Here is a 5931-nt window from a genome sequence, read left to right as displayed (position 1 = left end):
GTGGTCAACCTGGTTGGCATCCTGCACGGGGGCGAGGCGGATTTCCAGCGCGCGCATGTCGAGCTGCCGAACCGCATCGCACACGCCTGCCGCCTGGCCGGCGTGCGCAGGCTGGTGCACGTCAGTGCGCTCGGCGCGCAGGCCGGTGCGCCCAGCATGTACCTGCGCTCGAAGGCGGCCGGCGAGGCGGTGCTGCAGCAATCCGGGCTCGACGTCACGCTGCTGCGCCCGTCGGTGATGTTCGGCGAGGAAGACCGCTTCATGAACCTGTTCGCGCAGTTGCAGCGGGTGTTGCCGGTGCTGCCGCTGGGCGGTGCCGATGCGCGCTTCCAGCCGGTGTGGGTGCAGGATGTCGCGGCGGGCCTCGCGCAGGCGGTGGCGCGGGCGCTGGCGCGCGAGGCGCCCGGGGTGCGCTCGTACGACTGCGCCGGGCCGAAGGTCTACACGCTGGCGCAGCTGGTGCGGCTGGCCGGGCGCTGGTCGGGCCATCCGCGGCCGCTGATCGCGCTGCCCGACGGCCTCGCGCGGCTGCAGGCCGGGCTGATGGAATGGCTGCCGGGCACGCCGCTGATGTCGCGCGACAACCTCGATTCGATGAAGGTGCCGAACGTCGCCAACGAAGCGCTGCCGGGGCTCGATGCGCTCGGCGTGCGCCGCACCGGCCTGGAAGCGGTGGTGCCGGCGTACCTCGGTGGCGTCGCCGGGCCGGCGCGGCTCGAAGGCTGGCGTCGACAGGCCGGGCGCGGCTGAGCGCGGGCCGGCGGCCGCGGATGCGCGCTGCGCATCGATTCCATTCGCAAATCTCATCGGTCGTCGCGGCCGGCGCGGCGTGCGCCTCGCCTACGATGCAGGGCCCCTACCGACCGACTCGACACCCCGAGGCCCGCCATGCAGCTCTACATCGGCAACAAGAACTACTCGTCCTGGTCCATGCGCCCGTGGGTGCTGCTGAAGCAGGCCGGCATTCCGTTCGACGAGGTGATGGTCCGCTTCGATTCGTTCGAGCCCGATTCGAAGTTCAAGACCGAGCTGGCGCGCCACTCGCCGACCGGCCGCGTGCCGCTGCTGGTCGACGACGGCTTCGCGGTCTGGGACACGCTGGCGATCGCCGAGTATCTGGCCGAGCGCTTCCCCGCGAAGCAACTGTGGCCGGCCGATGCGAAGGCCCGCGCGCGGGCGCGCAGCGTGTGCGCCGAGATGCACTCCGGTTTCGGCGCGCTGCGCAACCATTTCCCGATGAACGTCGAGGCTGCGCTGCCCGAGGTCGGTGAACGGCTGCTGCGCGAGCAGCCGGCGGTGCGCGCCGACCTCGATCGCCTGGTGCAGATGTGGAGCGAGCTGCTGCAGCAGCACGGCGGGCCGCTGCTGTTCGGCGGCTTCACGATCGCCGATGCGTACTTCGCGCCGGTGGTGATGCGCCTGCTGACCTACCGGCCGCCGCTGCCGCCGCAGGTCGCGGCCTATGTCGAGCGCGTGCGCGCGCTGCCCGGCGTCGAGGCCTGGTGCCGCGATGCGCTGGCCGAACAGGACTTTCTTCCATTCGAGGAGCCGTATCGCACCCGGCGCTGAGACCGTCCGCAAGACGCGCCCGCCTACACTGCCGCGATGAAGAAGTGGATGGTCGGCGGCGCAGTCCGCGATGCATTGTTGGGGCGTCCGGTCAATGACCGCGACTGGGTGGTGGTCGGCGCATCGCCGGTCGAGCTGCTCGAGGCCGGCTACATGCCGGTCGGCAAGGACTTCCCGGTGTTCCTGCACCCGGAGACGAAGGAAGAGGTGGCGCTCGCGCGCACCGAGCGCAAGACCGCGCCGGGCTACCACGGCTTCACCTTCCATGCCGACCCGGGCGTCACGCTGGAAGAAGACCTGCAGCGCCGCGACCTGACGATCAACGCGATGGCGCAGGACGAAGACGGCCGCATCGTCGACCCCTGGGGCGGCCGGCGCGACCTGGCCGACAAGCTGCTGCGCCATGTGTCGCCGGCGTTCGCGGAAGACCCGGTGCGCATCCTGCGGATCGCGCGCTTCGCGGCGCGCTTCGATGATTTCAGCATCGCACCCGAGACCCAGGCGCTGATGCGCCACATGGTCGAGATCGGCGAGGTCGATGCGCTGGTGCCCGAGCGGGTCTGGCAGGAGCTGTCGCGCGGGCTGATGGAGGCGCGGCCGTCGCGCCTGTTCGAGGTGCTGCGCAGCTGCGGCGCGCTGGCGCGCCTGCTGCCCGAGGTCGACCGGCTGTGGGGCGTGCCGCAGCCGCCGGCCCACCACCCGGAGGTCGACACCGGCGTGCACCTGATGCTGGTGCTCGACATGGCGGCGCAACTCGACGCCTCGCTCGAGGTGCGCTTCGCGTGCCTGGGGCACGACCTCGGCAAGGGCACGACGCCGGTCGATGAACTGCCGCGCCACATCGCGCACGAGGCGCGCAGCGTGCAGCTGGTGCAGGAACTGGCGCAGCGGCTGAAGGTGCCCACCGACTGCCGCGAGCTGGCCGAGGCGGTGGCGCGCGAGCACGGCAACATCCACCGCAGCCTGCAACTGGATGGCTCGGCGGTGATGCGCCTGTTCGACCGCTGCGACGTGTGGCGGCGACCGGTGCGGTTTTCAGAATTGCTGCTCGCCTGCGAATGCGATGCGCGCGGGCGCACCGGCTTCGAGGAGCGGCCCTACCCGCAGCGGCCGCGCCTGCAGGGCGCGCTGGACGCGGCGCTGGCGGTGGACACGGCGAAGGTGTCGAGCGACGCCCTGGCGCGCGGCTGGAAGGGCACCGCGATCGGCGCGGCGATCCGCCATGCGCGCTACACCGCGGTGTCGGACTACCTGGCGGCTCAGCCTTCGACCGGCACTTGACGGTTGCGCAGGTGCAGCGTCATGCGCCTGCGCGCCCGATCGTCGAGCATCAGCAGCCAGCGCAGCGCGCGCCATTCGTGCGCGACGAACACCGGAACCGACAAGCGCAACACGCCGGGCAGGTTGTGCAGGCCTGCCGGGCAGCCTGTGCGGCGCATCGCCTCAGGTGGCGAAGTAGCGCGACTCGAGCGCCCGGGCGTTGGTCAGGTGCAGCCGCAGCTTCAGGCGGTCGAGCCAGCTGAGCGGGTGCATGCGGCCATCGGGCATCGCGAGCACCGGGCCGAGGATGGGTTCTTCCTCGATGCGGGATTCCTGATAGTCCTGCCGCGTCGTCGGCGATTTCAGAGCTTCAGCCATGCGGGCCTCCTTGTGCATCCGAGGGAAGGGATGCGAGGCCGTTGTAACCAGTTGTAGGAGGCGGCGCAAGTCTGGTTTGTCCGTGTCCCTGCCGCCGGCGCTGGCTTCAGATCAGCTTCGTGATGGCCAGCGCCACCAGGCTCAGCAGCACGCTGCTGGTGATCGGGATGAAGAACTCGCGGCCGAACAGCCGGAAGCGGAAGTCCCCGGGCAGCCGCCCCAGCCCGATCTTCAGCAGCCAGCGCTGCAGCCCGCTGAACAGCAGCAGCGCGATCAGGATCACCAGCAGCCAGCGCAAGCCCATGGTCGTCGGGTCCGGGTCAGAGGGTATGGCTGCGGTCGCCGTGCACGAAGCCCAGCGGGGCCTCGGTGAACGACGCATCGCAGCCGCGCGCCAGCGCGATCACCTTGAACAGCTCGCCCATCTCGTGCTCCAGCAACAGCTTCTGCGCATTCGCGCGGGTCTTCAGGTCGGCATCGGCCAGCCGGTCGACCAGTCCGCAGTTGATCAGGAAATGGGCCTGCGTGGTGTAACCCACCACCTCCAGCCCGGCATCCTGCGCGGCCAGCGCGATGCCGGTGAAATCGACGTGGGCGGTGATGTCCTTGCGGCCGACCTCGGCCAGCGGGTCGCCGTCGGCCCGGTGCCCCTGGTGGCACATCAGCGTGCCGCCGTGGCGCTGCGGCAGGTAGTACTCGGCCTCCGGAAAGCCGTAGTCGATGAAGAAGGCCGCGCCGCGCTGCAGCCGGTCGGCCAGCGTCGCGATGAAGGCGCGGGCCTGCGGGTGGATCTCGGTGACGGTGCCGGGCACGAACGGGGCCTCGAGGGGCGGCCGCAGGGCGGTCGGCCGGTCGCTCCATGCGAAGCCGTCGCCCTTTCCCTTTCCATCACCCGCCGCGACGACGCCGCGTTCAAGCCACTGCGTGCCGTCGAAGTGCAGCAGCTGCACCGGCATCGCGTCCAGCACCTCGTTGCCGACGATCACGCCGTGCATCGCGGCCGGCAGCTCCGACACCCAGCGTACCCGGTCGCCGAAGCGCGCCAGCCGCTGCTGCTGGCGCTGCCGCAGCGCGCCGGACAGGTCGACGATGGTGTAGCGCCCGGGCGCGAGGCCGTCGGCGGCCAGCGCGTCGAGCAGCTGCTCGGCCAGTGCACCGGAGCCGGCGCCGAACTCCCACACCTCGCGGCTGTCGCAGGCCCGCAGCGCCTGCGCGACCTGGCGCGCGAGCGCGCCGCCGAACAGCGGTGTCAGCTCCGGGGCGGTGACGAAATCGCTGCCGGACGACGGCAGCATGCCGAATTGCCGGTCGCCCGCGGCGTAGTAGCCGAGCCCGGGGGCGTACAACGCGAGTGCCATGAAGCGGTCGAAAGGCAGCCAGTCGCCGTTGCGGGCGATGGCCTGGCGGATCAGCGACGAAAGCGCCGCCGATACACTGCCGGCTGGTGGGGTTTGCATGCCCCGATTGTAGAAAGCCATGTCCGCACGTCCCGTCACCCTGGTCACCGGCGCGGCCCGCCGCCTGGGCCGGGCGATCGCGCTCGAGCTGGCCGCGCACGGCCACGACCTCGCGATCCACTGCCGCAGCTCGCGCGACGAGGCGCAGGTCACCGCCGACGAGGCCGCGCGGCTCGGCGCCCGCGCCGAGGTGTTCGCGGCCGACCTCGCCGACGAGGCCGCCTGCCGGGCGCTGGTGCCGGCCGTCTGCGAGCGCCTGGGCCGGCTCGATGCGGTCGTCAACAACGCGTCGACCTTCGCCTACGACAACGTCGACAGCTTCAGCTACGCCGCGATGGAGGCCCACTGGCGCGCCAACACCGGCCCGGCCGTGCTGCTCGCGCAGGCCTTGCATGCCCACTTGGCGGCCCGCGACGGCCGCGGCTGCGTCGTCAACCTGCTCGACCAGAAGCTGTGGAACCCGAATCCGGACTACCTGTCCTACACCCTGTCGAAGGCGGCGCTGCAGTCGGCGACCGTGCTGCTCGCGCAGGCGCTGGCGCCGCGGCTGCGGGTGTGCGGCGTCGCGCCCGGCGTCACCTTGCTGTCGGGCGCGATGACCGAGGCAGAATTCGCCCAGGCGCACGGCCTGACGCCGCTGCAGCGCTCATCGACACCGGGCGACGTGGCGCACGCGGTGCGCTTCCTGATCGAATCGCCGGCCGTCACCGGCAGCACGCTGCTGGTCGATGGCGGCCAGCACCTGCAGGGCCAGCCGCGCGACGTGATGTTCATTGCCAATCCCGGGAAGAAGACCTGACATGCATTCGCTCCTCAGCAACCCCAGCCTGATGGACTGCCGCCGGCTGTTCCTGCACGACTACGAGGTGCGGATCAACATCGGCGTGCACGAATTCGAGAAGAAGGGCGAGCAGCGGGTGCTGATCAACGTCGATCTCTACATCCCGCTCGCGATGTCGACGCCGAAGGCCGACAAGCTCGACGAGGTGGTCGACTACGACTTCATGCGCCGCACCATCGCGCACCGCGTGCAGCAGGGCCACATCCACCTGCAGGAAACGCTGTGCGACGACGTGCTGGCGCTGATGCTGGCGCACCCGCGCGTGCGCGCCGCGCGCGTGTCGACCGCGAAACCCGATGTGTACCCCGACTGTGAAGCCGTCGGCTGCGAAGTCTTCGGAATCAAATGACCCACCCCCGAAGCGCCTTCGGCGCCTCCCCCTCAAGGGGGCGCCGCCAGCGGCCCGGCAAAGCCGGTTCCGCGGCG

9 protein-coding genes are annotated in these 5931 nt (G+C 71.0%); 5 read left to right on the top strand and 4 right to left on the bottom strand.

The annotated features are described in order from the left end of the window. The 3 genes from AC1D01_RS17595 to AC1D01_RS17585 form a co-directional block, all read left to right on the top strand. On the top strand, nt 1-750 hold a 750-nt coding region (locus tag AC1D01_RS17595; RefSeq protein ID WP_477868469.1), incomplete at its 5' end, for a complex I NDUFA9 subunit family protein. A gap of 138 nt (nt 751-888) precedes the next feature. Then, entirely contained in the window at nt 889-1569 is a 681-nt protein-coding gene (locus AC1D01_RS17590; protein ID WP_477868467.1) for a glutathione S-transferase family protein, read from the top strand. A gap of 36 nt (nt 1570-1605) precedes the next feature. Beyond that, nucleotides 1606-2850, top strand: coding sequence for a multifunctional CCA addition/repair protein (locus AC1D01_RS17585; protein WP_477868465.1), 1245 nt, complete (start codon nt 1606-1608; stop codon nt 2848-2850). On the opposite strand, the gene AC1D01_RS17580 is transcribed toward AC1D01_RS17585, so the two are convergent. The 4 genes from AC1D01_RS17580 to AC1D01_RS17565 all read right to left on the bottom strand — a co-directional run bounded on the left by AC1D01_RS17580 (nt 2829) and on the right by AC1D01_RS17565 (nt 4664). Beyond that, entirely contained in the window at nt 2829-3008 is a 180-nt protein-coding gene (locus tag AC1D01_RS17580) for a hypothetical protein (protein WP_477868463.1), read from the bottom strand. The genes AC1D01_RS17585 and AC1D01_RS17580 overlap by 22 nt on opposite strands. A gap of 4 nt (nt 3009-3012) precedes the next feature. Continuing rightward, nucleotides 3013-3207: a hypothetical protein gene (locus AC1D01_RS17575; RefSeq protein WP_477868461.1), complete on the bottom strand. Its 195-nt coding sequence runs from the start codon at nt 3205-3207 to the stop codon at nt 3013-3015. 106 nt (nt 3208-3313) lie between these two features. Then, nucleotides 3314-3511 (bottom strand): DUF2905 domain-containing protein, encoded by a 198-nt coding sequence (locus AC1D01_RS17570; RefSeq protein ID WP_047507774.1) that lies wholly within the window; start codon nt 3509-3511, stop codon nt 3314-3316. A gap of 16 nt (nt 3512-3527) precedes the next feature. After that, nucleotides 3528-4664 carry a class I SAM-dependent methyltransferase gene (locus AC1D01_RS17565; protein ID WP_477868459.1) on the bottom strand — a complete coding sequence of 379 codons (1137 nt, stop codon included), beginning with the start codon at nt 4662-4664 and terminating at the stop codon, nt 3528-3530. 19 nt (nt 4665-4683) lie between these two features. Between AC1D01_RS17565 and AC1D01_RS17560 the strand changes: the two genes are divergently transcribed. Then, nucleotides 4684-5463 carry an SDR family oxidoreductase gene (locus tag AC1D01_RS17560; protein WP_477868456.1) on the top strand — a complete coding sequence of 260 codons (780 nt, stop codon included), beginning with the start codon at nt 4684-4686 and terminating at the stop codon, nt 5461-5463. A 1-nt stretch (nt 5464) separates the two neighbouring features. Continuing rightward, entirely contained in the window at nt 5465-5854 is a 390-nt protein-coding gene (locus AC1D01_RS17555) for a dihydroneopterin aldolase (protein ID WP_477868454.1), read from the top strand. Nucleotides 5855-5931: the final 77 nt, after the last annotated feature.

The organism is Rhizobacter sp. P3_B12 (assembly GCF_056402895.1).
This window is presented reverse-complemented; position numbering and strand designations above follow the sequence as displayed.

What these genes read in the sequence shown, in the direction of transcription:
- AC1D01_RS17570 (WP_047507774.1), bottom strand. Translation starts at nt 3,511, where the DNA reads ATGGGCTTGCGCTGGCTGCTGGTGATCCTGATCGCGCTGCTGCTGTTC.
- AC1D01_RS17580 (WP_477868463.1), bottom strand. Translation starts at nt 3,008, where the DNA reads ATGCGCCGCACAGGCTGCCCGGCAGGCCTGCACAACCTGCCCGGCGTG.
- AC1D01_RS17565 (WP_477868459.1), bottom strand. Translation starts at nt 4,664, where the DNA reads ATGCAAACCCCACCAGCCGGCAGTGTATCGGCGGCGCTTTCGTCGCTG.
- AC1D01_RS17590 (WP_477868467.1), top strand. Translation starts at nt 889, where the DNA reads ATGCAGCTCTACATCGGCAACAAGAACTACTCGTCCTGGTCCATGCGC.
- AC1D01_RS17585 (WP_477868465.1), top strand. Translation starts at nt 1,606, where the DNA reads ATGAAGAAGTGGATGGTCGGCGGCGCAGTCCGCGATGCATTGTTGGGG.
- AC1D01_RS17555 (WP_477868454.1), top strand. Translation starts at nt 5,465, where the DNA reads ATGCATTCGCTCCTCAGCAACCCCAGCCTGATGGACTGCCGCCGGCTG.
- AC1D01_RS17575 (WP_477868461.1), bottom strand. Translation starts at nt 3,207, where the DNA reads ATGGCTGAAGCTCTGAAATCGCCGACGACGCGGCAGGACTATCAGGAA.
- AC1D01_RS17560 (WP_477868456.1), top strand. Translation starts at nt 4,684, where the DNA reads ATGTCCGCACGTCCCGTCACCCTGGTCACCGGCGCGGCCCGCCGCCTG.